The 24,654-nt window shown below is 45.3% G+C and carries 27 protein-coding genes and 4 pseudogenes; 16 read left to right on the forward strand and 15 right to left on the reverse strand.

Annotated elements, in window-relative coordinates; translation table 11 throughout:
* Nucleotides 1–11: 11 nt before the first annotated feature.
* From AC0L6V_RS20250 to cdd, 9 genes and pseudogenes are all read left to right on the forward strand, one after another.
* Entirely contained in the window at nucleotides 12–1,166 is a 1,155-nt protein-coding gene (locus AC0L6V_RS20250) for an AAA family ATPase (RefSeq protein WP_137169062.1), read from the forward strand.
* 228 nt (nucleotides 1,167–1,394) lie between these two features.
* Nucleotides 1,395–1,631 (forward strand): 50S ribosomal protein L28, encoded by a 237-nt coding sequence (gene rpmB / locus AC0L6V_RS20255; protein ID WP_063332439.1) that lies wholly within the window; start codon nucleotides 1,395–1,397, stop codon nucleotides 1,629–1,631.
* An 11-nt stretch (nucleotides 1,632–1,642) separates the two neighbouring features.
* Entirely contained in the window at nucleotides 1,643–1,813 is a 171-nt protein-coding gene (gene rpmG / locus AC0L6V_RS20260; RefSeq protein ID WP_011978459.1) for a 50S ribosomal protein L33, read from the forward strand.
* Nucleotides 1,814–1,988: 175 nt separating this feature from the next.
* A pseudogene (gene mutM / locus AC0L6V_RS20265) lies at nucleotides 1,989–2,808 on the forward strand (bifunctional DNA-formamidopyrimidine glycosylase/DNA-(apurinic or apyrimidinic site) lyase).
* Between the two features lie 243 nt (nucleotides 2,809–3,051).
* The gene (locus AC0L6V_RS20270) at nucleotides 3,052–3,924 is read left to right on the forward strand and encodes a BMP family lipoprotein (protein WP_418138555.1); all 873 of its coding nucleotides are present in this window, start codon (nucleotides 3,052–3,054) and stop codon (nucleotides 3,922–3,924) included.
* 213 nt (nucleotides 3,925–4,137) lie between these two features.
* Nucleotides 4,138–5,708: pseudogene (locus AC0L6V_RS20275) on the forward strand (ABC transporter ATP-binding protein).
* Nucleotides 5,705–6,802: an ABC transporter permease gene (locus tag AC0L6V_RS20280; protein WP_265220134.1), complete on the forward strand. Its 1,098-nt coding sequence runs from the start codon at nucleotides 5,705–5,707 to the stop codon at nucleotides 6,800–6,802. The pseudogene AC0L6V_RS20275 and the gene AC0L6V_RS20280 overlap by 4 nt, the downstream one beginning before the upstream one ends.
* A 9-nt stretch (nucleotides 6,803–6,811) precedes the next feature.
* Nucleotides 6,812–7,780: pseudogene (locus AC0L6V_RS20285) on the forward strand (ABC transporter permease).
* 1 nt (nucleotide 7,781) lies between these two features.
* Nucleotides 7,782–8,198: a cytidine deaminase gene (gene cdd, locus AC0L6V_RS20290; RefSeq protein WP_265220135.1), complete on the forward strand. Its 417-nt coding sequence runs from the start codon at nucleotides 7,782–7,784 to the stop codon at nucleotides 8,196–8,198.
* Between the two features lie 46 nt (nucleotides 8,199–8,244).
* On the opposite strand, the gene AC0L6V_RS20295 is transcribed toward cdd, so the two are convergent.
* Both AC0L6V_RS20295 and AC0L6V_RS20300 read right to left on the reverse strand, forming a co-directional pair.
* Nucleotides 8,245–8,874, reverse strand: coding sequence for an AbrB family transcriptional regulator (locus AC0L6V_RS20295; protein ID WP_418138556.1), 630 nt, complete (start codon nucleotides 8,872–8,874; stop codon nucleotides 8,245–8,247).
* Complete coding sequence (locus AC0L6V_RS20300) at nucleotides 8,786–9,325, reverse strand: AbrB family transcriptional regulator (protein WP_418138557.1); 540 nt, start codon at nucleotides 9,323–9,325, stop codon at nucleotides 8,786–8,788. The genes AC0L6V_RS20295 and AC0L6V_RS20300 overlap by 89 nt, the downstream gene beginning before the upstream one ends.
* A 253-nt stretch (nucleotides 9,326–9,578) precedes the next feature.
* Between AC0L6V_RS20300 and AC0L6V_RS20305 the strand changes: the two genes are divergently transcribed.
* The gene (locus AC0L6V_RS20305) at nucleotides 9,579–9,962 is read left to right on the forward strand and encodes a septal ring lytic transglycosylase RlpA family protein (protein WP_265220138.1); all 384 of its coding nucleotides are present in this window, start codon (nucleotides 9,579–9,581) and stop codon (nucleotides 9,960–9,962) included.
* On the opposite strand, the gene AC0L6V_RS20310 is transcribed toward AC0L6V_RS20305, so the two are convergent.
* Together AC0L6V_RS20310 and AC0L6V_RS20315 are read right to left on the reverse strand one after the other, a co-directional pair.
* On the reverse strand, nucleotides 9,959–10,612 hold the full coding sequence (locus AC0L6V_RS20310) for a GNAT family N-acetyltransferase (protein ID WP_265220139.1): 654 nt from the start codon (nucleotides 10,610–10,612) through the stop codon (nucleotides 9,959–9,961). The two genes, AC0L6V_RS20305 and AC0L6V_RS20310, sit on opposite strands and share 4 nt — an antisense overlap.
* The gene (locus AC0L6V_RS20315; protein WP_418138558.1) at nucleotides 10,578–12,353 is read right to left on the reverse strand and encodes an acetate--CoA ligase family protein; all 1,776 of its coding nucleotides are present in this window, start codon (nucleotides 12,351–12,353) and stop codon (nucleotides 10,578–10,580) included. The genes AC0L6V_RS20310 and AC0L6V_RS20315 overlap by 35 nt, the downstream gene beginning before the upstream one ends.
* 165 nt (nucleotides 12,354–12,518) lie before the next feature.
* Between AC0L6V_RS20315 and AC0L6V_RS20320 the strand changes: the two genes are divergently transcribed.
* A complete protein-coding gene (locus tag AC0L6V_RS20320; protein WP_265220142.1) occupies nucleotides 12,519–13,442 on the forward strand; it encodes a histone deacetylase family protein in 924 nt (307 codons plus the stop codon).
* Here AC0L6V_RS20320 and hxpB read toward each other — a convergent pair.
* From hxpB to AC0L6V_RS20365, 9 genes are all read right to left on the reverse strand, one after another.
* A complete protein-coding gene (gene hxpB, locus AC0L6V_RS20325; RefSeq protein WP_265220143.1) occupies nucleotides 13,439–14,104 on the reverse strand; it encodes a hexitol phosphatase HxpB in 666 nt (221 codons plus the stop codon). The two genes, AC0L6V_RS20320 and hxpB, sit on opposite strands and share 4 nt — an antisense overlap.
* A gap of 28 nt (nucleotides 14,105–14,132) precedes the next feature.
* Nucleotides 14,133–15,254: a sulfate/molybdate ABC transporter ATP-binding protein gene (locus tag AC0L6V_RS20330; RefSeq protein WP_265220144.1), complete on the reverse strand. Its 1,122-nt coding sequence runs from the start codon at nucleotides 15,252–15,254 to the stop codon at nucleotides 14,133–14,135.
* Nucleotides 15,251–16,132 carry a sulfate ABC transporter permease subunit CysW gene (gene cysW, locus AC0L6V_RS20335; RefSeq protein WP_111608541.1) on the reverse strand — a complete coding sequence of 294 codons (882 nt, stop codon included), beginning with the start codon at nucleotides 16,130–16,132 and terminating at the stop codon, nucleotides 15,251–15,253. The genes AC0L6V_RS20330 and cysW overlap by 4 nt, the downstream gene beginning before the upstream one ends.
* Nucleotides 16,133–16,141: 9 nt before the next feature.
* The gene (cysT, locus tag AC0L6V_RS20340; RefSeq protein WP_265220145.1) at nucleotides 16,142–17,002 is read right to left on the reverse strand and encodes a sulfate/thiosulfate ABC transporter permease CysT; all 861 of its coding nucleotides are present in this window, start codon (nucleotides 17,000–17,002) and stop codon (nucleotides 16,142–16,144) included.
* A 106-nt stretch (nucleotides 17,003–17,108) separates the two neighbouring features.
* Complete coding sequence (gene cysP, locus AC0L6V_RS20345) at nucleotides 17,109–18,122, reverse strand: thiosulfate ABC transporter substrate-binding protein CysP (protein WP_265220146.1); 1,014 nt, start codon at nucleotides 18,120–18,122, stop codon at nucleotides 17,109–17,111.
* Between the two features lie 114 nt (nucleotides 18,123–18,236).
* The gene (locus AC0L6V_RS20350) at nucleotides 18,237–18,548 is read right to left on the reverse strand and encodes a cupin domain-containing protein (RefSeq protein ID WP_265220147.1); all 312 of its coding nucleotides are present in this window, start codon (nucleotides 18,546–18,548) and stop codon (nucleotides 18,237–18,239) included.
* A 510-nt stretch (nucleotides 18,549–19,058) separates the two neighbouring features.
* Nucleotides 19,059–19,346, reverse strand: coding sequence for an antibiotic biosynthesis monooxygenase (locus tag AC0L6V_RS20355; protein WP_409418996.1), 288 nt, complete (start codon nucleotides 19,344–19,346; stop codon nucleotides 19,059–19,061).
* A 1-nt stretch (nucleotide 19,347) separates the two neighbouring features.
* Nucleotides 19,348–19,632, reverse strand: a complete 285-nt coding sequence (gene nadS / locus AC0L6V_RS20360) for a NadS family protein (RefSeq protein WP_265220151.1) — start codon at nucleotides 19,630–19,632, stop codon at nucleotides 19,348–19,350.
* 22 nt (nucleotides 19,633–19,654) lie between these two features.
* A complete protein-coding gene (locus tag AC0L6V_RS20365; RefSeq protein WP_265220152.1) occupies nucleotides 19,655–20,140 on the reverse strand; it encodes a hypothetical protein in 486 nt (161 codons plus the stop codon).
* Between the two features lie 352 nt (nucleotides 20,141–20,492).
* Here AC0L6V_RS20365 and AC0L6V_RS20370 point away from each other — a divergent pair, with 352 nt between their 5' ends.
* The 5 genes and pseudogenes from AC0L6V_RS20370 (at nucleotide 20,493) to AC0L6V_RS20390 (ending at nucleotide 23,596) form a co-directional block, all read left to right on the forward strand.
* Nucleotides 20,493–20,723 (forward strand): Trp family transcriptional regulator, encoded by a 231-nt coding sequence (locus AC0L6V_RS20370; RefSeq protein ID WP_111637504.1) that lies wholly within the window; start codon nucleotides 20,493–20,495, stop codon nucleotides 20,721–20,723.
* A pseudogene (locus AC0L6V_RS20375) lies at nucleotides 20,720–22,130 on the forward strand (anthranilate synthase component I family protein). The gene AC0L6V_RS20370 and the pseudogene AC0L6V_RS20375 overlap by 4 nt, the downstream one beginning before the upstream one ends.
* An 11-nt stretch (nucleotides 22,131–22,141) precedes the next feature.
* Complete coding sequence (locus AC0L6V_RS20380) at nucleotides 22,142–22,804, forward strand: anthranilate synthase component II (RefSeq protein ID WP_111608549.1); 663 nt, start codon at nucleotides 22,142–22,144, stop codon at nucleotides 22,802–22,804.
* 133 nt (nucleotides 22,805–22,937) lie between these two features.
* Nucleotides 22,938–23,294, forward strand: coding sequence for a type II toxin-antitoxin system RelE/ParE family toxin (locus AC0L6V_RS20385; protein WP_265220153.1), 357 nt, complete (start codon nucleotides 22,938–22,940; stop codon nucleotides 23,292–23,294).
* A complete protein-coding gene (locus tag AC0L6V_RS20390; protein WP_265220154.1) occupies nucleotides 23,294–23,596 on the forward strand; it encodes a helix-turn-helix domain-containing protein in 303 nt (100 codons plus the stop codon). The genes AC0L6V_RS20385 and AC0L6V_RS20390 overlap by 1 nt, the downstream gene beginning before the upstream one ends.
* A 10-nt stretch (nucleotides 23,597–23,606) precedes the next feature.
* On the opposite strand, the gene AC0L6V_RS20395 is transcribed toward AC0L6V_RS20390, so the two are convergent.
* Together AC0L6V_RS20395 and AC0L6V_RS20400 are read right to left on the reverse strand one after the other, a co-directional pair.
* Nucleotides 23,607–23,801 carry a hypothetical protein gene (locus AC0L6V_RS20395; protein ID WP_265220155.1) on the reverse strand — a complete coding sequence of 65 codons (195 nt, stop codon included), beginning with the start codon at nucleotides 23,799–23,801 and terminating at the stop codon, nucleotides 23,607–23,609.
* A gap of 3 nt (nucleotides 23,802–23,804) precedes the next feature.
* Nucleotides 23,805–24,539: an ElyC/SanA/YdcF family protein gene (locus AC0L6V_RS20400; protein WP_418138559.1), complete on the reverse strand. Its 735-nt coding sequence runs from the start codon at nucleotides 24,537–24,539 to the stop codon at nucleotides 23,805–23,807.
* Nucleotides 24,540–24,654 lie beyond the last annotated feature (115 nt).

Genomic DNA, 24,654 nt, shown 5'->3' on the forward strand with positions numbered 1-24,654 from the left:
ATGGATTGTTTATGATTGAAACCATTGCCATTGAAAACTACCGTTCTATTTTGAAGTTGATCATTCCACTTGATCGGCTCAATGTCGTTACTGGTCCCAATGGCAGCGGTAAATCTAATTTATATAAAGCACTGAGTTTGTTGGCAAGAGCTGGGCGAGGGAGTGTTGTAGAGTCCTTGGCTATAGATGGCGGTTTGGATTCGGCGTTTTGGGCGGGACAATCTAAGCCAAATGATAAAATGCCTATTGTCGGTGAACAGAAACCGTCTAATAATCAGCTAAGACTAGGTTTTTCCTCGGACTCTTATAGTTATTCAGTGGCATTTGGGCGGCCAGAATACGAACCCCGCTCTACTTCCATGTTCCTTTTGGATCCAGGTATTGTTAGAGAATCTATTTGGCCAGCAGGCAGCTACCGTCCTCAAAATGCCTTAGTTGAACGTAAAAATAATGTGATTACTCTTCGAGAGGGCAGACATTGGAAAGTTATTTCGAATCATATATCTACATTCGACTCTTTGTTTGAGCAAGTGTCTAATATTGAGTCCGTTCCAGAAATATATTTAATGAAAGAGCGTATGCGCCAGTGGCGGTTTTATGATCATTTCCGTACTGATAGAAATGCACCCGCAAGACAGTCACAGCTAGGTTCTCGTAGCCCTGTACTTTATCATGATGGTCGAAACCTCGCGGCCGCCATTCAAACCATTCTCGAAACAGGTGATCCTGATGCATTAGTTCAAGCGATTGATCATGCTTTCCCTGGCGCTTATCTTACTATTCGGCGTTCGGATGAGGGGATATTCTCGTTAGAGTTCCATCAGAAAGGATTATTAAGGCCCTTATCTGTCGCTGAATTATCGGATGGTACCTTGCGCTATATTCTTTGGGTCGCTGCATTACTTACACCGCGCCCGCCAGAACTGATGGTTTTAAACGAGCCTGAAACTAGCTTGCATCCAGATCTTATACCTTCATTAGCTAGGTTAATTCTGTATGCTGCAGAGCGTAGCCAAGTGTGGGTTGTTTCCCACTCTGATATATTAACCCAATGGCTAGAAGATCATGGGCAATGCAATTCAATTCGTTTGGAAAAGTACCTAGGCCAGACTCAGATACCTTCGTTAGAGCGCTTCGATATTCCTGTGTGGCATTGGCCAAGTTAACGATGTTGTATTGACTATTATGATCGGCTGAATGGCTGCTATTCATCTCTAGTGGCAGTTAGTTGGTCATTTTTTTAACAAAAGAATTGCTCAATGGGTTAGCTTATGGGAAAATGCGCGCCGCTATATCCTCGGTATGGGATTTTTTTGATTCATAAGGAATCATGCTCCGCCTGAGGAAGTGAAACACTTCCAATAATCTTTCTGGATAGCAAAAGGTATTTAATTATGTCTCGCGTATGTCAAGTTACTGGGAAGCGCCCTGTTACAGGTAACAACGTTTCTCACTCAAAACGCCGTACTAAGCGTCGTTTTCTTCCTAACCTTCACTGGCACCGTTTTTGGGTCGAAGGTGAAAACCGCTACATCCGTTTACGTGTGTCTTCTAAAGGTATGCGTATTATCGATAAAAAAGGTATTGAATCAGTTCTTGCTGAAATTCGTGCCAACGGCGAAAAAGTATAAGGATCTGAATCATGGCTTCTAAAGGCGCTCGCGATCTAATTCGCATGGTATCTTCTGCTGGTACTGGTCACTTTTACACAACTGACAAGAACAAGCGAAATACTCCTGACAAACTTGAAATGAAAAAGTTTGATCCAGTTGTACGTAAGCACGTTATGTACAAAGAAGCGAAAATTAAATAATTTTCGATCTTTGTCAAAAGGAACCGACTCATTGAGTCGGTTTTTTTATATCTAGTAAAAGATAGTAATAGAAACATTTTGTTCGTTTGGTCAATATGACTTGTGTGTTTACATGATACAGAACCCCATGAAATGGTGAGGTGATCTTTTTTTTGAGGTTTGCTGGAGAGTATTTATGCCTGAACTACCAGAAGTTGAAACCACGTTGCGTGGTATAGAGCTCCAAGTTAATAGGGCGCACGCTTGCAAAAGTCGATATTCGTCAGCCGAAACTACGCTGGTTGATCACATCTGAACTAAGCTCTGAGATGGTAGGAGAAGAAATCACTCATCTTTCTCGACGTGGTAAATACATTGGTATTCATACCTCAAAAGGTACTTTGATCGTTCATCTTGGTATGTCTGGTAGTTTGTATTTTGTGCCAGCTGAAACGCCGCCATTATTTCACGATCATGTGGACTTTCAGTTTGCTGATGGGGGGCTGTGGCTACGATACACGGATCCGCGTCGATTTGGGGCGATCTTGTGGACAACAGAAGACTGGCAACAACACGAACTAATCAAACATTTAGGTCCAGAGCCGCTATCAGACGCGTTTAATGTTGATATGTTATTTGCTCGGGCAAAGGGCCGAAAGGTGCCGATTAAAACCTTTATTATGGACAGCAAGGTCGTGGTAGGGGTAGGTAATATTTATGCCAATGAGGCGCTTTTTAAAGCGGGTATTCGCCCTGATCGTCTGGCGGGTGGTATCAGTAAAGCACGTTTAGCGCGTTTGGTTGAATGCATCAAAGTGGTGCTGGCGGCTGCCATTAAACAGGGCGGTACCACGTTAAAAGACTTTGTTGGTGGTGATGGCAAACCTGGCTATTTTAAGCAGGAATTGGCCGTTTATGGCCGAGCAGAAAAGCCTTGTTTAGTTTGTGGTATGGCTTTGAAAGAAATTCGCCAAGCGCAACGCAGTACGGTATTTTGTACCAATTGCCAATCTTGACCATTTGTTTATAGTAGCGGCACGAGAATTGCTACAGGCTAGTGTTAAATATATGCCTTTCAAAAACTGACATGATGATGGGCTATATACGTAAAAATGTTGCTTAAATTGTGCAGATTACATTGCGGTATTCTGTTAATCGGTTTATTTTTGACCAGTTAGGCAAGGTTTATATTATCTAGGGTAAATTGCACCTAGGTTAAATTGTGCCTAGATTAAATTACATACATAAGAGGAATTGGAATGAAAGCTGTCTTTCTTGCATCAGTGACGGCGCTAGCCATCTCATCAAGCATGGCTCATGCGGCAACAGAACCTGCGGTGGTTTATGATCAAGCAGGTAAATACGATAAATCTTTTAACGAAGGCGTTTATAACGGCGTTAAAAAATATACAGCCGATACCGGTATTCAAGTGCGAGAATTTGAACCGAAAAACGAAGCTCAAGTAGAGCAAGGTTTGCGTCGTCTTGCCAAGCGTGGTTACTCTCCAATCGTAACGGTTGGTTTTAACATGACGTCTGCGGTTGAGAAAGTAGCGAAAGATTTCCCTGAAATTAATTTTACGATTATCGATGGTGTGATTGATCTGCCAAACGTTCAGTCTGTTGTTTTTAAAGAGCATGAAGGGTCGTTCTTGGTAGGAGCGCTTGCTTCTATGGCGTCTAAAACCAATACGGTAGGCTTTGTTGGTGGTATGGACATTCCTCTAATTCGTAAATTTGGTTGTGGTTATGAGCAAGGTGTTAAGTATGCCTCTCCTAGCGCAACGGTTTTACAGAATATGACAGGCTCAACTGGCGCCGCGTTCAATGACCCAACGAAAGGTTCTGAACTTGCTAAGAGCCAGTTCTCTCAAGGCGCTGATGTTGTGTTTGCAGCAGCTGGTGGTACTGGTATCGGTGTTTACCAAGCCGCGAAAGACGAGGGCAAGTTAGCGATTGGTGTTGACTCAAACCAAAACCACATACAACCTGGTACCATGTTGACTTCCATGGTAAAACGCGTAGATGAAGCCGCGTACAAGACTTATCAAGACGCGGCCGCAGGTACTTGGAAGCCAGGTATGGTGGTATTAGGCTTGGCTGACGGCGGTGTTGACTGGGGCTCAAGATGAAAATAATGCCAGCTTGATCACTGCTGACATGAAAACCAAGATGAATGATATTCGCGCTAAGATTATCAGCGGTGACATTAAGGTTCACGATTACATGTCTGATAATACTTGTAACTACTAAGTTGCATGAAAAAACAGTTGCCTGCTTTGAGTGGGCAACTGTTTTTTTTACCTTAGCATTTTTACTCATAAGCAGATGAATTCCTTTTAGATATGACGAATAAAACCATGCCATACGCAATTGAATTGCGAGACATTAGTAAACGTTTTGGCGCCGTTCAGGCCAATAAAGACATTTGCTTACAAGTTCCAGCAGGCACGATTCACGGCATTATTGGTGAAAACGGTGCTGGTAAATCCACTTTGATGAGTATCATTTATGGCTTTTATGAAGCTGATACGGGTCATATTGAAGTAGATGGCAAGCGTGTTGATATTCGCAGTTCTCAAGATGCCATCAATGCTGGCATAGGTATGGTGCATCAACATTTTATGTTGGTAGAGAACTTTAGTGTTCTTGAGAATGTGATGTTAGGAGCCGAAGGTGGTGCGCTATTAAAAGGCGGCGTAGCGGCAGCAAGAGTCGAGTTGCAACGGCTAGCAAAAGAATACAGTTTGGACATTGATGTTGATGCCATTGTTGAAGAACTGCCTGTTGGTCTTCAGCAGCGAGTTGAAATTTTAAAGGCTCTTTATCGTGGTGCGCGCATTCTTATTTTAGATGAGCCCACAGGGGTGTTAACGCCTCAAGAAGCGGACCATTTGTTCCGTATTCTAAAAGCCCTAAAAGATCAGGGCGTTACCGTATTGTTAATCACCCACAAATTACGTGAAATAATGGCTTCCACCGACAATGTGTCGGTGATGCGCCAAGGTGAAATGGTGGCTCACCGTGAAACGCTTCATACTAGCAAGGAAGAGCTTGCTGAGCTTATGGTCGGTAAAAAAGTACGTTTAACGGTTAATAAAGACGAAGCAAACCCCAGTGATGTTTTGTTGTCCGCTCACCATTTGTCTCAGTTGGACAGTCAGGGCGTGAAGCGTTTAAAAAATGTCAGTTTAGAGCTGCGTGCCGGTGAGATTCTCGGAATTGCTGGTGTGTCGGGAAATGGACAGAGTGAATTGTTAAATGTCCTTTCTGGTATTACGCCTATGGACGAAGGGGAAATTCATTTCGCCGGTCAGGTTATCAGTGCAAAAGCACCTAAAAATGCAGCACAGATGCGTGATTTGAAAATGGCTCATGTTCCTGAAGATCGCCATAAAATGGGCTTGGTGACGGGTTTTGAAGCGTATGAAGCGGCTGTTTTAGGATACCACAATTCGCCTGTGTATAACGGCAAGGTATTGATGAATCGCAAAGCCATGTTAGATGAATGCAATGAGCGCATGGCCGCTTGGGACGTGCGTCCGCCTAACCCGCATTTGAAAACGGCGAATTTTTCGGGGGGAATCAGCAAAAAATTGTTATCGCTCGAGAAGTTGAGCAAAACCCTGATGTGTTGTTGATTGGTCAGCCGACACGTGGTGTTGACATCGGGGCGATAGAAAATATTCACGAACAAATTGTTAAACTACGTGATGCTGGCAAAGCCATTTTGCTGGTATCTGTTGAATTGGATGAAATTATGGCACTAAGTGATCGCATCATTGTGATGTTTGATGGTGCGGTTGTTGGCGAGCTTGATGCAAAAGACGCCGATGAGCGAACCCTCGGCTTAATGATGGCCAATGCCCACTACAAAGAACAAGACGGTGAAGCGCAAGAAGGGGTGTCCGCATGAGTCAGGCAAAAGTTCCGGCTTGGGTAAATATAGCCCTTATTCCTATCTTAAATATTTTGTTGGCGTTTCTGGTTTCAGGTTTGGTGATTCTCGCCATTGGTGAGAACCCTATCGAAGCCGCAGGCTACCTCATTTATGGTGCGTTGGGTTATAACGAAGGGATTGGCTATACCTTGTACTACGCAACGAATCTTATCTTTACCGGCTTGGCTGTATCGGTGGCTTTTAAAGGTGGATTGTTCAATATCGGTGGGGAAGGTCAAGCTTATATTGGTGGTTTGGGTGTTGGCTTAATTTGTTTGTCGCTGGATCACACCATGCCCTTTTATGTGATTGCCCCTTTGGCTGTTATTGGTGCAGCCGCGTTTGGCGCTGCGTGGGGTTATATTCCAGCTTACTTACAAGCACGTCGCGGTAGTCATATTGTCATCACGACCATTATGTTTAACTTTATTGCGTCTTCTTTGATGGTTTACTTGATTGTCAATTGGCTGAAAGAAGATGGTCGTATGGCTCCCAATAGTAGAACGTTTGAAGAAAGTGCTTGGTTGCCTTACTTGCATGAGGTTTTTTCGCCGTTAGGTATTGATATTGGTGACTCGCCATTGAACCTTGCTTTCATTTGGGCGCTTTTGTGCTGTGTGTTTGTATGGGGATTGATTTGGCATACGCGTTGGGGTTATCAACTGCGTACACTAGGAACGAATCCAACCGCAGCTCGTTATGCGGGTATTGATACGGCAAAAGTCACCATTTGGGCGATGTTGATTTCGGGCGGTTTGGCTGGTTTCGTGGGTCTCAACGAAATTATGGGGGTCAACCATAACCTATTGCTTAATTTTACGGCAGGTTATGGTTTTGCTGGTATCGCAGTGGCCTTGATGGGGCGAAATCATCCAATTGGTATTATCTTGGCAGCGATTCTATTTGGTGCCTTGTATCAAGGTGGTGCTGAGCTTGCTTTTGAAATCCCAACGATCACACCTGAAATCGTTGTGGTGATTCAAGGTTTGGTGATTTTGTTCTCTGGTGCGCTTGAACATATGTTTAAAGATCGTATTGAAGGCTTTTTTATTCGCAGAGCGGTCGCGTAGGGGAAGATTATGTTTGAAACATTGATACTCATGTTAGACGCGACGATGCGTGTCTCTACACCGCTGATTTTGGCAGCGTTAGCGGGATTGTATTCAGAGCGTGCGGGCATTGTAGACATTGGCTTGGAAGGTAAAATTCTTGGCAGTGCGTTTGCTGCCGCTGCAGGCGCTGCGGTGTTTGGCTCTGCATGGATTGGTTTGTGCTTTGGTATATTGGCATCGGTTTCCTTGGCAATGATTCATGGCTTTGCTTGTATTACACATCGTGGTGATCACATTGTGTCGGGTGTGGCAATTAATACCATTGTGGCAGGTCTAACGGTGACCTTGTCTATGTATTGGTTTGGTATGGGGGGCAAACTCCCGCCTTGGCTGGGGATGCGCGTTTCTTGGATATTACTTTCCCATTCGCCGAGGTTTTGCAAGATGTGCCTGTGATTGGGGCGATTTATTCGAATCTGCTCAGTGGTCATAACATCTTAGTTTACTTGGCCTTTGTTATGGTGCCTGTGACTTATTGGGTGATTTATAAGACCCGTTTCGGTTTGAGATTGCGAGCCGTGGGAGAAAACCCACATGCGGTGGATACAGCGGGCATTTCCGTGGCCTTCATTCGCTATCGTGCGTTGATTGTATGCGGCATTTTATGTGGCCTTGCTGGGGCTTATTTGTCGACGGCCCATAACGCAGGTTTCTTGAAAGACATGAGTGCGGGTAAAGGTTATATGGCCTTAGCTGCGCTGATTTTCGGTAAATGGCGTCCCGTCCCAGTATTGCTTGCGTGTTTATTGTTTGGTTTCTTAGACGCGGTTGCTGTGCGTATGCAAGGTGTTGAGATTCCAGGTATTGGTCAAGTGCCAGTCCAAGCCATTGAAGTCTTGCCTTATGTGTTAACTGTCTTGTTGCTTGCTGGTTTCATTGGCAAAGCCATAGAGTACCAAGGCAATTGGTCGACCTTATGTGAAAGAGCGGGCTTGATATGTCGACTGTAAAATACAACGAAACCTTGTTGGAGTTGGCGAAAAATGCCATGAGTAAGGCGTATGTGCCTTATTCATGCTTTCCAGTTGGTGCGGCGATTTTAACCAAGACAGGTAAGTTTTATTCTGGTTGTAATGTTGAGAATGCGGCTTACCCAGAAGGCACTTGCGCAGAAGCGGGCGCGATTGCGGCCATGGTGCTTGATGGCGAAACACACATTCAAGATATTTACGTCATTGGCAAAGGCGATGGTTTGGTGACTCCCTGTGGTGGCTGTCGCCAAAAGATTCGTGAGTTCTCTTCTGTGGATACTAAAATCCATATTTGTGGTGCAGAAGGCGTGAGGAAATCACTCACTATGAATGAATTATTGCCTTTTTCATTTGGCCCAGAAAATCTGGAACAGGCCAGTTAGTGTTCAATCGTTATTTTAAAAACCACCTGCGGGTGGTTTTTTCGTTTTAGGCGGTTTTATGGCTTGAAAGCCAGCGGGCGAGCATAGGACCAGCAATGAGTACCAATAAAAAACGCGCTACTTGCATGGCCATAACGAAAGAAACATCCGCATTGGTGGAGGCGGCAATAATGGCAACAGAGTCGGCCCCGCCTGGACTGGTGGCTAAAAACGCGGTGAGAGGATCGATATCTGCAAAAGTAATCAACAGCATGGCCAAGCAAGCATTGATCGCAATGAGCGCAATGATGGCGCCTAATACATGTGGAAACACATGCCATGCGTGTTGCAAGGCTTGTCGAGTAAAGCGAAAGCCGATTGACCAGCCTAACACCGCAAAACTGATGGCCAAGCACCAATTAGGCAACACAATGGGCATAATGCCAGTAAACTTAATGACTAAGCCAACCGTTAACGCAATCAACATGGGACCACTGGGTAAGCGTAATATCACACCAGCCATGCAGGCTGCTAGAATAATAGCTAAGGTGGTGCCAAAGGCCGGCCATGATGACACGCCTAGCCAATCTACGGGTTCGATAGCCAAATTATCCACATGAAACACGCTGGCGACGACCGTGGCAGCAATGGCGCAACAGGCCACGCGCAAATACTGCATAAAGGCGACCAGTCGCATATCTGCGCCATAGGATTCCGACATGATGGTCATTGCCGATGCGGCACCAGGAGACGATGCCCCAAATGGCTGTGGTACCAGGCAACAAACCAGTTCTACTCAACAGCCAGCCTAAAAAGCTAGACGCGACAATCGTCGAAACCGTACCGATGAGAAACAGTGGCCATTCTTGAGCAATTTTTGCGAAGACAGTTAATGGTAAACTGTTTGCAATCATCATCCCTAAAACGCCTTGCGCCATTAAAAACATGGGTTTCGGTAGTTTCATCCCTGCACCGCTGGTGGCTAAAATAATGGCGGTAATCATGGGGCCAAGCAGTAATGCAGCCGGTAGCCGAAAGAGTTCGAATATCACCACCAACACAAACGAGGCAACGAGCAATACCGTGAGTCGCCACGGTGTCGTCCAGCGAGAAGGGGTGGTGATAAGTGATAAAAAAGATGAAGCCATGTGTATAAATCAAAAAAATCGTGGTTTTTAATGGCGCAAAGCATACCTTAAATATGCTGGCATTATTGGTATCTCTGGTGATGTTAACCATACTCTGAATTTATGTTGGTGCATCAAAAGGATGAAAAGAAACATAGCGCAAAAATCTGACAAGACGCTGACCAAGGTTTTATCCAGTTTGAGTTTGTTGGGGAGAGCTATCTGTTATCATGGTGTGTAAACATCAAAGTGGCTTAAAGGAAACGATAAAACGATGCGAATAATCAGTACCTTGTGTTGGGTAATCTTGTCTCTTGTGTTGACCGCGTGTGCAAGTGGCCCAATCAGTCGTTCCGATTCAGTAGGATTCGAAGAAAGCGGTAAAGCCAGTTATTACGCTATGAAGTACCAAGGGCGTAAAACCGCAAGCGGAGAGCCATTTGATCAAAAAGCCATGACGGCCGCCCATAAGCGTTTGCCGTTTGGTTCTAAAGTCAAAGTGACGAATGTTGATAATGGTAAAAGTGTTGTGGTGCGAGTCAATGACCGTGGGCCCTTTGTCCGTGGCCGGATTATTGATCTGAGCAAATCGGCTTTTCAGCGTATTGCTAATACGAACCTAGGTGTGATTGAGGTGGAGATTGAAGTATTACCTTAAGACGACGCCTGACATTTTTCTAGTAGGGCGGGCGTCAGTTTAATGCTGGCAATGATTTGACCGAAATCGTCTGGGTCGCGTTGGATTGTAAAGCCTAAGTGCTTGCAAAAGTCGATCATGCGTTTGTTTTCGGCAAGGACGATGCCCTTCATCACTCGAATCCCCTTATCCGCGGCGACTTGCATGAGTCGTCGCATGAGATACGACGCCAAGCCTAAGCCTTGGAATGCGTCCCCTAATACCACTGCAAACTCGCAACTTTGATCATCAAAGTTATCTATATATCGTGCTGTGCCAATGAGTAAATCTTGTCCGTCCCGTTGAATCACTGCGAGCAAAGCCATTTCTCGGTCATAGTCGATGTGGGAAAGGCTGGCGAGCATGCGAGGAGTCAATTCCTCGATGTTGGAGATAAAACGAAAATAGCGTGTTTCATGGGACATGCTGCGGACAAAATCGGCCAAGATACCAGAATCTCTGGGTAAAACTGGCCTAACAGTAGCGATCTCATCGTTTTTCAATACTCGCTCCGATACCCATTGTCTTGGGTAAGGGTGAATCGCAAGATGTTCATATCGACGCCAATTTTTACAAAGACGAAGGTTGGCCGTCACGTCAGCGTAAACACTGCCACTGTCGTGAAGTCGCACATCGGCGAGCCTCTAAGCTTTCGATTTCGGGCAATTCACACACCATGGTGGATAAGTTGCGCAGTAGGCTTTCTAGCTCAAAGGATTCTTCGCCAGGAAAGGCGCGCTGTATTAAGTCTTTTGCCAAAATGGTATTAAGCGGCGGCAAGGCGACAGCTTCGGCTTGTTTGTGTTGTTGGGCGCCTTCTAACGACAAACCAATGGCGGGGCCAAATACGTTATCTTGAAAAACGCGTAAATGAATAGGGGCAGACAACTGATTCGACGCTTGACGACGAGTAATTAGGCGAATATGAAACAGTTCAAAAATGTCTCGTAATGCGTCCGCATGAGGTGTTTTTTCCCCTTTTTTAAACAAGTGGTTGAGAGTTTTTGTTGCCTCGGAGACGTCGATTTTAAAGCGAAACGCATGGCTATCGGGGGACTGTTTTGCGAGCAATTGGTTGCGCTGGAACTGTACTAAGAACTGAAAGCCTTCAATGGCGGTTTCGGGGGTTCTAAACGTTGGAATGCCTGCTTCATTAATGCGTGTGCGCATGTTGGTCATCCCGCCACCGCCAAGCAAACAGACCATGACGAGTTTTTTCTGTGTTCGATGCAATTTAATGATGAGGTCGTAGAGGGAATCAATGTCGATCAGTGCGGTTGGGCTGAGTGTCAGTAATACCGCACCACACTCATCACTTTGTAAGGCATTCGCAGCAAGATCGATAAACAGATCCGTTGCACAACTTGCCCAAACCGTAGTCACCGGGCCAATGCCACCACGACCCGCCATAGTGGCTTCTAATGTGTCGTGTAGTTCGTCTGCTGGCGTCAGTAGATCAATGCCCAATTCCATTGCTCGTTGGGCGGCAAGTTCACCCGGTCCTGCGCCGTTACCGATAATTAATAGCGAACCTTCTTTGATTCGGCGGGCATTGGTCATCACCGACGCGGCGGCGATTAAATCATTCAAACGTCGACCCCGTACTGCCCCTGTCCGACTGAGCGCGGCGTCGAGTACTCGCTCATCGGCACCGACGGAATGTTCAGTGACAACGGCAACGGGTTTGCTTCGCCCAGTGGCGTGTAAACTACTGAGAAAGCGTGTTGGGCGACCAATTTTTTGCAGATACATCAAGATTGCCTGACTGTCGAAATCGTTGGATAAATAATCCAACACTTGTGATGGCATCACATCAACTGGGGTACCCATGGACACCACTTGGGAAAAGCCAATACCTTGCCACGTGGCCCAATCCACTAAGGCACTGGCAACCGTACCTGATTGTGACATCAGTGCTAACTTGCCGGTGAGGGGTTGTGTTAAGCCAAGCCAAGCGAACACGCCTTGTTTGGGGCGACAAATGCCAAAGCTATTCGGGCCAAGCAAGCGTACATTGTGTTGACGCAACGCGGGTATCAGCTTGTCTGCATTTTCTTCTGTCCAAGACAGCATTAAGAGTGAGTGAATGCCTGCTGCACCGCAATCCGCAATGATATTTTCCATCGCTGTGTTCGGATAAGTGCCTGCTAATACGGCGAGATCTGGACAGGTATTTAATGCGCTAAGCGCCGTAAAATGATCAAAGCTGAATGGGAAGTCTGGCTTGACACCGACTAGGCTAACAGGACAAGTTTTGTGTGTGTTCTCAAGAGATTGTAATAGCGCCAGCATGAGCGGATCGTGTCCATTCTCGCCCGTGAGCACGACCATGGATCTTGGGGCGAGTAGGGATTGCAAAGCATGTTGGCTCACTTGGTCTTCTCCAGAAACTCAATAAACGTATTATGACAGTAGCACAGTCTTCATCTGTATGAATGGTAGACCATGGTAGGATAGACTGTTTTGATGTTTTTGTGGCTTGATATAAGGCACAGTGAGAGCAAATAATCGCAAAAAATAATAATCCAGAGACTTCCAATGACAACGGCTTACATCACACACACTTATTGCGATCGGCACGATATGGGAGAAGATCACCCAGAGTCGCCTCTGCGGCTTGGTGCGATTCAAAATCGCTTGATCATGGGGCAGTTGATGGACTTTATCCGTCGTATAGAAGCGGATCCGGCGACCCGCGATCAACTGATTGCCACGCATGATACTGCGTACGTGGATTCTATTTTTGCGCGCGCGCCAGCAGAAGGCCATGTCGAATTAGAGCCTGAAACCATCATGATGCCTCATACTTTGGATGCGGCCCTGTTTGCGGCAGGGTCTGTTGTGAAAGCGGTTGATTTGGTCATGACTGGAGAAATGGACAATGCGTTTTGTGCCATTCGTCCACCAGGGCACCACGCAGAATACGATAAAGCCATGGGTTTTTGTTTGTTTAACAATATTGCTGTTGGTGCTCGCCATGCCATTAATCGCTATGGTTTGGCGCGTGTGGCGATTATTGATTTTGATGTACATCACGGCAATGGTACAGAGGATATTTTTAAAGCCGATCCGACAGTACTTTATGCGTCCAGCTATCAACACCCGTTTTATCCCTACAGCGATCCAGGGGCTTCTTACGATAATATTCTCCATATGCCTTTGGCGGCTGGGTCTGGTAGTGAGGCTTTTCAAACCATCATTAGTGAGCAATTACTGCCCGCACTTGAAGCATTTAAACCTCAGCTCATTATGATTTCAGCGGGGTTTGACGCTCATAAAGAAGACCCGATGGGACAACTAAGATTAAGCGAGTCAGACTTTACTTGGATTACCGATCGTTTGATGGAAGTAGCAGATCGTCACTGTGGTGGGAAAGTGGTGTCGGTATTAGAAGGCGGTTACAACATAGACGCCCTAGGCCGCGCTGCGTTTTGTCATATAAAAAGCTTAATGAGGCTTTAGGGCTGACTCAAAAGCGCATTGCCTATGTGATGATTGAACTCGGATAAGCTTCTGAGTTTGTGCGGTGCGAGATCAAACTTGTCATGATCAAATTCGTTTGCATGCGGTACGGCAATGGCTTTAATACCAGCGGCCAAGGCGGCTTTTATACCGCCAAGTGAATCCTCAAACGCAATGCACTGATGAGCTTCAGTGCCAAGCTTTTTCAGTGTTAGTTGGTAAACATCAGGAGCAGGTTTGCCTCGATTTACTTTGTCAGCTGAGCTGTAAGCCATAAAATAGTCAGCAATATTAAGACGGTGTAATACGCTAGGAATGATGTCTTTTGGAGAATTGGTGGCAAGGCCAATTTTTACCTTGGCTTGTTGTAGTGAGTTGAGTACATCATGAACGCCCTGCATAGCTTTCCCTTGCGTTTCGATCAAGTATTTGACTCGCTCGACGACACGATTTTCGACGTCCTCAAGAGACGCACCAAGCCAAGGCTGTTTCGCGTACCAAAATTCGGTTACTTCCCTCGTTGTCATGGCCGCTGTCACCTTGGTCAAATCCGTCGTCACTTCAACCCCAACCGACGAAAATACATCGTATTCCGCTTGCTTCCAAAAAGGCTCGGAATCAATCAGTAATCCATCCATGTCAAAAATCACGGCTTGTATCATCGTCTGCTGCTCTTGTGGTTACGGCGAATTAAGCTTTGCTTGCTTCCCAATTCAATAGCACTGGTTGTTGCGCGTCATGGGCGAAAAAGTAAGCGGCTTTTGGGGAGACGTATAAGGTTTGGCCTTTTTCGAAGCAGTTTTTGTCAAACGCTTTGTGAGGTAGGTCGATTTCCCAAACGTCGTTGCTTTGCCAATCAATCGGAGTGAGTTCGAGGCGAACTTCGGCACCAATTGGGTTGATGGCAATCAAGCGTAATGGCAAGTTGGCTTGCGCTGTGGGTTCTTTTGAGACAAAGAACTCATGGGAGCGAATATACAGTTGACCGTCTTTCTGTTCTGCGCTTTCTTGTTCAATAACAGAGTGTGGCAAGACAATACTGGCTTGTTGGTTATGCCATTTGCCGTTTGCGACTTTGCCTTCAAAGACATTGGCGTTACCAAGGAAGTCGAAGACGAATCGGCTGTTTGGTGAGGCGTAGAGGGCGCCCGGTTGGTCGATTTGTTCAATGTGTCCGTTGCTCATCACCACAACGCGGTCTGATAATTCTAACGCTTCCTCTTGGTCATGGGTCACAAATACGCTGGTGAATCCAAGCTCATCATGTAAGCCGCGCAACCAACGACGCAGTTCTTTGCGTACTTTGGCATCTAAGGCACCAAAAGGTTCGTCTAGCAGCAAGACTTCTGGTTGCGTCGCTAAAGCACGTGCCAAGGCAATACGTTGTTTTTGACCACCAGAAAGCTGTGACGGAAAACGGCTTGCAAGGTGCTCAAGCTGAACCATTTCCAACAAATGTTGGACGCGTTTTTGGATTTCAGTTGCACTTGGTCGCTCTTTACGGGGTAAGACTTCTAAGCCAAATGCTACGTTGTCAGCCACTGTCATGTGGCGGAACAAGGCGTAGTTTTGAAACACAAATCCCACACGGCGGTCACGCACGTGCAAGTCGGTCACATCTCGATCACCAAATTGAATGCGACCCGTGTCGGCACCTTCGAGTCCAGCGATAATGCGTAAAAGCGTGGTTTTTCCAGAACCAGATGGCCCTAGCAAACCGATCATTTCACCTTCGTTGATATCCAATGACAAAGGGGACAAGGCTTGAAAGTGGCCAAATTTTTTGGAGATGTTTTCAATAAGGATGCTCATGCTGTTGTCTTTTTCTCTTTATCGGATTCAAGTTTCATACTGCGTTCCAGACGCCATTCGATGAAGGCTTTAAGCAGCAAGGTGAGTAAAGCAAGTAAGGCCAGTAGGGACGCGCTGGCAAAGGCCGCGGCGGCTTGATAGTCCTCGTACTGTGCTTGCACTAATAAAGGTAAGGTATTGGTTTCGCCACGAATATTACCTGATACGACGGATACCGCGCCAAATTCACCCACGGCACGAGCATTGGTCAGGATAACGCCATAAATCAGCGCCCATTTAATATTCGGTAACGTGACGCGGCGGAATAACTGCCAGCCAGAAGCGCCCAGAATCACTGCCGCTTCTTCGTCTTCTCGACCTTGTTGTTGCATTAAAGGGATCAATTCGCGGGCCACAAAAGGACAGGTGACAAAAATAGTCACCATAACAATACCTGGCCACGCAAACATCAGCTGAATATCATGGTCGTAAAGCCAAGAACCAATCCAGCCGTTGTTGCCATACAACAAAAGATAAAGCAGACCCGCGACCACAGGGGACACCGCAAAGGGAATATCCATCAAGGTCATGAGCAGTTTACGACCGGGGAATTCAAAACGGGTCACAGCCCATGCCAGCATGACACCAAAGACTAAGTTAATGGGAACCGTAAGAGCGGCAACCAGTAGTGTTAAACCGATGGCGTGTAAGGTATCGGCTTCAAGCAAGCTGCTAAAATAATGCGCAGCACCTTCCATAAAGGCTTGTTGAAAAATACTGATTAACGGCACCACCAATAATATGGCGGTTAGCAACAGCGTTAAACCAATCAACAACCATTTTACCCAAGGATTATCGCCGACTCTCAGTTGGCTAGAGGTGTTTTTTGTAGATGACATAATTTTTTCCTAACTGCGTCCATGAAGGCGACGTAAATAACGCGCCTGCCAGATATTAATGGCGAACAAGAGAATCAACGACGCCATCAGTACAACAGATGCAATGGCGCTGGCTGCTGGGAAGTCGAACTCTTGTAAACTGACGAAAATCATTAAAGACGTAATTTCACTGACATACGGCATGTTACCAGCAATAAAAATGACCGCACCGAATTCGCCTAAGCTGCGCGTAAAAGACAGGGCGATCCCCGTCATTAAAGCCGGCCATAAAGCAGGGAAAATCACACGACGAAACACCGACCAATCGGACGCGCCTAACGTCATTCCTGCTTCTTCCTCTTCTGGGGATAATTCTTCTAGAACTGGCTGAACGGTTCGAACCACAAAAGGAATACTGGTAAAGGCCATGGCAAGCACAATACCCCAAGGTGTGTAGGCGATCTTGATGCCGATACCTTCAAGTATGTCGCCGTACCAGCCATTTTGAGAGTACAAGGTGGCTAATGTGATACCCGCCACCGCGGTTGGTAACGCAAAAGGTAGGTCAACTAGAGCATCCAAAATACGGCGTCCTGGGAAGTCATAACGGACTAACACCCAAGCGAGTAAGAGGCCAAAAAAACCATTAAAAATAGACGCTAAGGCGGCGGCCCACAGGGTCACTTTATAACTGGCTACCACGCGTTCGTCAGTGATGACTTGCCAATATCGATCCCAGCCCATATCGACAGACTGCATTACAAGCCCTGCCATTGGCAAGAGAAGAATCAAACTAATGAACAGCAGAGAAGTGCCTAAACTTAAACTCAGTCCGGGTAAGACGCGTTTGTGACGAGGTCGCGTGTCGGCCGCGCTTAAATGTGTTGCCATGTCTTATGGTCTCATTAACAATGTGGTAATGAAGGCGCTAGTAGATCCAGAGACAGAAAAGCCGGACACGCGAGCGTATCCGGCTAGTTTGTTATCTCTTCTGATATTAGCGACGCTGAAGTTGGTCTAGTTTACCACCATTTGCAAAGATGTCTTTAGTTGCTTTAGGCCAGCCACCGGCAATATTTTCGACGGTTAGCAAATCCACTTCAGGAAAGGTGTCGGCGAACTCTTTTTTCACGACATCATTGTGTACACGGTAGTTAAAACCCGCTAACAAACGCTGAGATGCTTCGCTGTATAAGTAGCTTAGGTACTCACGAGAAACCTCTTCAGTACCATTCTTTTTCACGTTTTTCTCAACGACCGCTACTGGGAATTCCGCCAAGATAGACGTTTTTGGTACAACCACTTCGTAGTTGTCTGCGCCGTACTGGTTGCGAATATTGTTTACTTCAGATTCGAATGTAATCAACACATCACCAATGCCTCGCTCAACGAAAGTGGTGGTTGCGCCGCGGCCGCCAGTGTCAAACACGGAGACGTTTTTCAGGAAAGTGCTGAGGAAATCGTCTATTTTCGCTTCGTTTTCTTTGCCGAAGGTTTTTTGAGCATAACCCTGAGCCGCTAGAAAGGTATAACGACCATTGCCAGAAGTTTTAGGGTTTGGGAACACTAACGCCACATCTTTTGCCGCTAAATCCCCCCAGTTTTGAATGTTTTTAGGGTTACCTTTGCGCACAAGAAAAGCAATCGTTGAGTAGTAAGGCGAACTTGCGTTAGGGAATTGCTCTTTCCAATCTGCAGGAATCAAGTTTCCTTTGTCATGTAAAATTTGTACATCAGTGACTTGGTTAAAAGTCGCCACATCGGCAGACAAACCGTTCATGATGGCGTTGGCTTGTTTTGAAGAGCCTGCATGAGACTGTTTTATCTCAATCGTTTTACCGGTTTTCTCTAACCAATGTTGCTCAAAGGTTGGGTTGTAAGCAGCGAACAATTCACGAGCGATGTCGTAAGACGTGTTCAGAATGGTCTGATCTGCCGCTGACGCTTGTACGGCGCCACTCAGCAATAATGTACCAATGATAGATTTTAAAAAGCGTGGCTTAGATTTCATAGTGACCTCATCTGGGAAGCTTAATATTTCATTAAGAGTGAGGTTACTTAAAAGATTTAGTTATTACAATGTCTTTAAATAAACTTTTTTGGAATATAGATAAAGCGTTTTTCATTACACACTGCCTTCTTTCTCAATCACCAATATGCGCGCCTCACTAATAGGATGCGCAACGTGTTCTGTGCCAATGGCCGCGTAGAAAATATCACCTACCGTCATCAACTGAATATGTTCTTTGCCATCGACTCGATAATGCATATGCACCTCGCCATCTAATACCACAAACACTTCTTCACCATCATTGATGTGCCATTTATAAGGCTTATCCGTCCAATGCAAACGCGTTGTGACCCCGTTCATATTGGCAATGTCCAACGCGCCCCAAGCACGATCGGCAGTGAAGTCTTTGGCTCTGATGAATGTCATTGTTTTATTCCTGAATGAGAGATACAACACGACGTTAGAATGTCATGGCAATGAAGGCAAGATAGTATTTTCGCTTAGGTTAAAACGGCGGCGATAAAAGTCAAAATGCAGGCTGGATACGGCAAAGTGTTGATTGGAGCACGTTTTAAAACGATCTACTTGCTATTTTTTTGATGCGGAATACTTTTCTAAGATTTCTTATTTCTTTGCTTTTCTTTCTTTGCTTTTCTTTCTGATGCACTGAAAGACAGTAAGGACTTATCGACTGAACAACCCTCTAAACGCATGCTTTCGACAAAGTTATCGCCTTTTTTGCTTGTTTAAGCTTGCTGTTTAGAAGTCAATGATAGCGTTGGTTTGTGTCTCATGTTGATTCTCTTAGCCAGTATGCAGATCCCAAATAACCTAGTTTATTAGAGGCTTCTATTATTAATCTTGGTTAAAAAGGGCGCACATTTTTTGTCATGTTTAGAAGCCTAAACTGCGGAAAAATAATACCGTGAGACCTTTTTAGATCTCATAATGATGCACAGAATATTGCTTGGCGTAATGTTCCATGCAATCTGGGATAAATGCTTTATGCCAGCCTTCTCCTAAGAACTCGATCAGCTTGCCTTTACTCTGCCACCTGGAAATCATTGAGCACTCATTGGGATTTGACTCAACAGGAAAACCAATTTCGATAGACTCACAACCTTCTTGAGTCTCAAGGGCACCGACAGATAAGCTGCGGAATTTAGCTTCAGATTCTTCTCGATATTCAGGATAAATTTCAACGCGGAAAAATTTTGTGATCATTTTAATGAACCGATAGCTCTTTATAAAAATTTGGATTGTCTTGAATGGTTGCTAGCACTTTAGTCACCAAACCTGTTGGGTTACGGCGTCTGCTTTCCCAGCTTTTTATTGTATCCACGCTGGTGCCAAGGGCTTTGGCAAATTCAGCCTGAGATACTTGCAGACTATCACGAATAGACTTTACATCAGCGATCTCAAAGCGAGTAATACGAGAGGCTGCTTTACGGCCTTGGTGGATTTCTACCGCTTCTTCTAGAGAAGATTTGAATTCTTTGAAAAGGGTCATAACCACTATGCAGTAATGATTTTTACTTAGATGTATCGGTTGGTATTATTGTTACATCGAACATTTGTTCTATCACCATTTTGGGTGATGTTGATAAAGACCATACCGCAAAGTAAAGAACTCCCGTTAGCATCACAAACAATAGTGATCCAGAAGCCCCAATTAAAATATCAAGATACCACTTTCTAGGCTGAACGTTTGCAAGTTCAGTATGAACTTTTGCCGAAAAAAGGGCTTCACGCTCCTCAAGGTCTGCTATTAAGACATTCTCAAGAAAGTTTTGTGTTAGGACTGTCGCTTCACTACGATAAAATTCTAGCTGAGCAGTGGAAGTAGATATATTGTTAAATGGTCTGAGATCTTCTTCAGTTGGATCATTGTTGTTATGAGAGCTTTTAAAGTCCCTAATAAACTGAATTTTCTGTCGTTTGTATACCGAATATGCAATTATTCCATGTATATCATCTTCAGTTTCTACAAGCTGGTCGTAAATATAGTTGTAAGCCAAATCCCTATGCCTTTATGTCTCTTGTGCTTGATGATGCAGATTTCCATGCTTCTTTGAGGCTCTGCGCCTGTTTTGTTTAATGCGTGGTTACTAAGCCCATAAAACGAAATAGCTCGGTTGTATGTGCCTCTCTTACTGCTAGTAATCTCTCCTGAGGCTGCCCTCTTTACTGCGAGAGTTGTTATGCTTGAAAAGCGTTTACTCATAAGAATCCCCCAATGACGCTATCTGTCTAACTAAAGAATATACAATTATTTGATGAAAATCGCATGTTTATTTTCTTGCTTCTCTTCTTTGAAATCTATATCGTACTAGTACATGAATACAAACCTTCTTATGAGAGTTGAATCCTATGAAGGACTTAATCCAGTTTTTAACCGAAGTAGACGATGAATTGGTGTTGGAGAAGCGTTTAAAAGTGCTGCTGACACCGAATGAAATCAGTGAAATGGTCAGTCGTTTGAAAATCATTGCCTTGTTAGACGAAGGCGTGCCGCAGCGAGACATTGCGAAACAATTAGGTGTGGGTATTGCCACTGTGACCCGTGGTTCCCGAGCATTGAAGGAATTAAAAGAGATATGAGTTCATACAATAAAAAACCGCAGCGCATCACGCTGCCGCGTAAGCCTAAGTACGTCACTATCAGTTCCGATTGCGATTTTTTTGACTTGTTTAAAAAGGTCGAGAAGCGTTTCGATCACTGTTTTATGTTGGAATCCCTTGGTGAAGAGAGCTTTATTTCCCGCCATTCGATCATTGGTTTTGACCCCGAAAAATTGATCTGGGCCGAAGGCAAGCAGTTGTTTATCCAAGAGCGTGACGGCAGCACTGAGTCTTATGAATCCGACAATCCGTATTATTTGCTGCGTGACATCGTGCCGCAGAATATTTTGTCGCGTGGTTTTGCGGGTGGTTTAACGGGTTATATCGGTTACGACAGCATGAACTATTTTGAGCCAACCTTGGATTTGCAATCGAGCGAGATGTTCGATGCCTTCCGTTTTGGTTTGTACAAAGACGGTCTGATTCTGGACAAGATGACAGGTGAAGTTTTCTACTTCTACTACGACGACAATCGCGTTGATCTGGTACAAGAAATGATGTCTGCGCCAACGCCAGAAAACGGCCCATTTGTGGTCACGCCGACAGGTGAGTCTATGAGCAAGGCGGATCACGCGAATGCCGTGGCTAAGGTGAAGCAAGATATCATTGAAGGTAAGATCTTCCAGTGCGAAGTGGGCTTTAAAAAATGGTTCGATATGGAAGGTGACACCATTAATTTGTATGAGCAGTTGCGTGAAGTGAACCCATCGCCGCAAATGTATTACATCAAGTTTGGTGAGCAAAAGGTGATCGGCGCGAGCCTCAGAATTGTTGTTCCGAGTGCGCCAAGGGGAAATGGAAACCTTCCCATTAGCAGGGACGGCGAAGCGTGGTAAAGACGCGGTGGAAGACACGGCACTGGCCCGTGCTTTGTTGAACGATCCGAAAGAAATTGCTGAGCACAATATGATTGTCGATCTGCATCGTAACGATATTGGCCGTGTGGCGCGCTTCGGTACAGTAAAAGTACGTAGCTTGATGGACATTAAGCGTTTTAGTCATGTTCAGCACATTTCTAGCGAAATCGTCGGCATTATGGCGGAAGATCACGACATGTTTTCGGCATTGGCGAGTAACTTTCCAGCGGGAACCTTGACTGGCGCACCGAAGATCGAAGCGATGAAGATCATCGATGATTTGGAAAACGATGGCCGTGGCCCTTACGGTGGCGCGGTGGGTCAGTTCTCTTTTAATGGCGATTGTATGTTTGCGATTCCGATTCGTACTGTGTTTGCCAAGGGCAACAAAGCCTATGTGCAAACCTGTGGCGGTAACGTATATGACTCAAACGCCGAAGACGAATACGAAGAGATCCAACGTAAATTTGCTGGCACCAAGCGGGTGTTAGACAGTTTTGCGCCAGCCAACACACAAGACAAAGCGTAAGGGAAGCCGACATGAAAGTGTATATTATCGACAACTACGATTCCTTCACGTACAACCTGTATCAGTTTATTGGTGAAGTATTAGAAACCGAAAAAAGCCGTGGCGAAATCGACGCGTTTGAAGTGATCGTAAAACGTAACGATGAAGTGACATTAGATGACATTCGTGCCGCCGCACCGGATCGCATTATTATCTCCCCAGGGCCAGGTTCCCCAGACGACAAGGCGTACTTTGGCGTGTGTGCAGACGTAATCTTGGAATTTGGCAAAACCATTCCATTGTTGGGTGTTTGCTTGGGAATGCAGGGTATTTGTCACGTATTTGGTGGTAGAGTGGTTAAAGCACCCTTGCCAATGCATGGTAAAACCAGCCCGATCACTCACAATAGCGAAGGTATTTTTCATGACATTCCTGACCAGCTGGAAGTGATGCGCTATCACTCGCTTATTGCCGAAGCAGAAAGCTTCCCTGATGTGCTAGAGGTCACCGCGTCCGTTGGTGAGTTAAAACAAGCTGACTTCAAGGACCTCGCGACGATCCACAAAGGCGGCAAGTTTGAGCTGATGGGCGTGCGTCACAAAGAATACCCGATCCAAGGCATTCAATTTCACCCAGAATCCTTCGCAACAGAAGGCGGAAAAGACCTGATCAAAAACTTCTTATTTCAGGTTTGATGAGTTCGAAAAGACTCGACTCTTGAAGTAATCGAAAAGCAGTGCTCATTGATGGGTGCTGTTTTTTTGAATTGAAAATACAGCTTTAAGGCTATATAGTTTATAAGCTATTATTTTGTATGAAAGGGAATTTATGTGGAGTATAGAAACAACGGATGTGTTTGATGAATGGTTTGAAGCCTTAGATGATATTGATAAAGAAAACGTGTTAGCAACACTACTTTTGCTACAGCAAAAAGGGCCGCAATTATCTAGGCCTTATGCTGATGCCGTGCATGGCTCGAAGTTCAGTAATATGAAAGAGCTAAGAACGCAAAGTAAGGGGAATCCTATTCGCTCGTTCTATGCCTTCAATCCAAGCAGAACGGGTATTTTATTGTGTGCTGGTGAGAAAACAGGGAAAGATAAGCGATTTTATGAGCAGATGATTCCAGTTGCAGATAAAGAATTTGAAAAACATCTACTAGACCTAAAAAGTCGAGGTGAGTAATGGCTAGAACACTTGATAAATTAATTTCAGATCAGAAGCCTGAAATAGTAAAAAATGCCCGTAAAAAAGCAGAGGATATGGTACTTGGCATTCATCTGTCCCAGTTACGTGAACGCATGCAAATCACTCAAGAAGATATGGCAAAAACGCTGGGCGTGAAGCAACCGACGATTGCGGGAATGGAACGCAAAGGCCGAGATGTAAAGCTATCTACTTTAAAGCGTTATGTAGAAGGCGCTGGTGGCAAACTAACCGTGGATGTCGAATTGCCAGATGGCAGCCATTATGGGTTTAATTTATAAGGCAGTGTAACTATAAGTTCTTATTCCTAGCACGAACTTTTGCCTTAAAATCTTCCATCTGAGCATTGGCTTCTTCGTTCGACACAAATACAGCAAGGCCGTTTTCCATACGATCGAAAGCGGTGTTAACTTGTTGTGTTAACCAAGTATCGTGAGATATTGGGTCATCTATTTTATCCGCTTCAAATGTCACTTTAGATGTCATTGCTTACTCCTTAATCCATTGCCAGCCACGTCCAAGCCATTCGTAAAAGGCGCGTTGGCTTTTGTAGGCGGCATTGGCGTCGATTTGCCAGTCACTTTTTTCTGAGCCTAAGTACAGGGCGGGCGCAGGAATGATGTTGATGCCGGCTTTTTCGAAGAAGATAGACGCACGTTTCAGGTGTGACGCTTCGGTAACCAGCGCGGCTTGTTTTCCATCTAGATAGGGTTTCATGCTCTTGGCTTCCTCTTCGGTGTCTTTGGCGAGAGGGAAGGCTTTAATTCGGTTGGGTTGTACGCCTAATTCTATGGCTGCTCGGCGCATGATTTCTGCGTGAGGTTCGGTCATTTCTCCGGAGTAACCAGACACGAATAATTGCGCGTTGGGGTTGGCTTTTAAAATGCGCAGACCTTCTTCGAGGCGAAATAGGGCGCTGTTGCCTAGCTGCATAATTTCAGGCGTGTTGCTGAGGTCTTTATGGCCGCTGCCTAGGACGATAACAACATCCACGGGTTGTTGAATATCAAACACAGGGAAGTCATGTTCTACCGTAGCGATGAGTTTATCCGCCACCGAGAACCAGCTGGTCAAGCCTAATAAAAGTATGGCGCAGAATAGAAGTAGCTTGGCGAACTTCGGGCATTTCTTCATCAAGAAAAACGCTAGTAACATCGCCAGTAAAGTGAGGGGAATAGGCATCAGCATCATGCCGATGATTTTCTTGAGGTAAAAAAGTGCCATGCCCACGGTTTGATATCCCTTAAATCAGGTCATTTTAGCATGCAGGGATCATAAAGGAGTATGCTGCTCGCTTAAAGGATTGTATTAAGCTTTGTTTTCTATTGTGTTTTGTCGG

Source organism: Marinomonas sp. G8-14, from assembly GCF_055808935.1.

Excerpts from the sequence above, each read along its gene's own strand:
- hxpB (WP_265220143.1), bottom strand. The coding sequence starts at position 14,104 with ATGATACAAGCCGTGATTTTTGACATGGATGGATTACTGATTGATTCC.
- AC0L6V_RS20280 (WP_265220134.1), top strand. The coding sequence starts at position 5,705 with ATGAGTCAGGCAAAAGTTCCGGCTTGGGTAAATATAGCCCTTATTCCT.
- AC0L6V_RS20295 (WP_418138556.1), bottom strand. The coding sequence starts at position 8,874 with ATGCGACTGGTCGCCTTTATGCAGTATTTGCGCGTGGCCTGTTGCGCC.
- AC0L6V_RS20320 (WP_265220142.1), top strand. The coding sequence starts at position 12,519 with ATGACAACGGCTTACATCACACACACTTATTGCGATCGGCACGATATG.
- AC0L6V_RS20395 (WP_265220155.1), bottom strand. The coding sequence starts at position 23,801 with ATGACATCTAAAGTGACATTTGAAGCGGATAAAATAGATGACCCAATA.
- cysT (WP_265220145.1), bottom strand. The coding sequence starts at position 17,002 with ATGGCAACACATTTAAGCGCGGCCGACACGCGACCTCGTCACAAACGC.
- AC0L6V_RS20390 (WP_265220154.1), top strand. The coding sequence starts at position 23,294 with ATGGCTAGAACACTTGATAAATTAATTTCAGATCAGAAGCCTGAAATA.
- AC0L6V_RS20355 (WP_409418996.1), bottom strand. The coding sequence starts at position 19,346 with ATGATCACAAAATTTTTCCGCGTTGAAATTTATCCTGAATATCGAGAA.
- AC0L6V_RS20385 (WP_265220153.1), top strand. The coding sequence starts at position 22,938 with ATGTGGAGTATAGAAACAACGGATGTGTTTGATGAATGGTTTGAAGCC.
- AC0L6V_RS20400 (WP_418138559.1), bottom strand. The coding sequence starts at position 24,539 with ATGGCACTTTTTTACCTCAAGAAAATCATCGGCATGATGCTGATGCCT.
- AC0L6V_RS20380 (WP_111608549.1), top strand. The coding sequence starts at position 22,142 with ATGAAAGTGTATATTATCGACAACTACGATTCCTTCACGTACAACCTG.
- rpmG (WP_011978459.1), top strand. The coding sequence starts at position 1,643 with ATGGCTTCTAAAGGCGCTCGCGATCTAATTCGCATGGTATCTTCTGCT.
- cysW (WP_111608541.1), bottom strand. The coding sequence starts at position 16,132 with ATGTCATCTACAAAAAACACCTCTAGCCAACTGAGAGTCGGCGATAAT.
- cdd (WP_265220135.1), top strand. The coding sequence starts at position 7,782 with ATGTCGACTGTAAAATACAACGAAACCTTGTTGGAGTTGGCGAAAAAT.
- AC0L6V_RS20330 (WP_265220144.1), bottom strand. The coding sequence starts at position 15,254 with ATGAGCATCCTTATTGAAAACATCTCCAAAAAATTTGGCCACTTTCAA.
- cysP (WP_265220146.1), bottom strand. The coding sequence starts at position 18,122 with ATGAAATCTAAGCCACGCTTTTTAAAATCTATCATTGGTACATTATTG.
- AC0L6V_RS20270 (WP_418138555.1), top strand. The coding sequence starts at position 3,052 with ATGAAAGCTGTCTTTCTTGCATCAGTGACGGCGCTAGCCATCTCATCA.
- AC0L6V_RS20350 (WP_265220147.1), bottom strand. The coding sequence starts at position 18,548 with ATGACATTCATCAGAGCCAAAGACTTCACTGCCGATCGTGCTTGGGGC.
- rpmB (WP_063332439.1), top strand. The coding sequence starts at position 1,395 with ATGTCTCGCGTATGTCAAGTTACTGGGAAGCGCCCTGTTACAGGTAAC.
- nadS (WP_265220151.1), bottom strand. The coding sequence starts at position 19,632 with ATGACCCTTTTCAAAGAATTCAAATCTTCTCTAGAAGAAGCGGTAGAA.
- AC0L6V_RS20300 (WP_418138557.1), bottom strand. The coding sequence starts at position 9,325 with ATGGCTTCATCTTTTTTATCACTTATCACCACCCCTTCTCGCTGGACG.
- AC0L6V_RS20370 (WP_111637504.1), top strand. The coding sequence starts at position 20,493 with ATGAAGGACTTAATCCAGTTTTTAACCGAAGTAGACGATGAATTGGTG.
- AC0L6V_RS20305 (WP_265220138.1), top strand. The coding sequence starts at position 9,579 with ATGCGAATAATCAGTACCTTGTGTTGGGTAATCTTGTCTCTTGTGTTG.
- AC0L6V_RS20250 (WP_137169062.1), top strand. The coding sequence starts at position 12 with ATGATTGAAACCATTGCCATTGAAAACTACCGTTCTATTTTGAAGTTG.